We start from the raw sequence: 235 nt of genomic DNA on the forward strand, positions 1-235 counted from the left end.
CCACTGTAGTGGCTGCGGCTAATTCTGCAGCAAAACCACGACTTGGTGTTAATTGGGTAATGCCGTTACCAATCGTTGCAATAACGCGCTTACCAAAATTGGCCAAGCCTAATACGATACCAATACCACCAAGAGGTAAGATCCACCACGCTAATGGAGCCTTGCTTGCTATTTCGCCATTGTTGCCAACAATGCTAACCCCAGCGGCTAACGGACCAATTGCATTGGCTACATC

Annotated in this window: 1 protein-coding gene; it reads right to left on the reverse strand. The window is 48.1% G+C overall.

Annotation, left to right across the window (positions count from 1 at the left end; all coding sequences use genetic code 11):
- The coding region (locus Q4519_RS22120) for an inorganic phosphate transporter (protein ID WP_303516142.1) at positions 1–235 on the reverse strand (235 nt) is incomplete at both ends.

This window comes from Motilimonas sp. 1_MG-2023 (assembly GCF_030547455.1).
Taxonomy (GTDB): domain Bacteria; phylum Pseudomonadota; class Gammaproteobacteria; order Enterobacterales; family CBDFNC01; genus Motilimonas.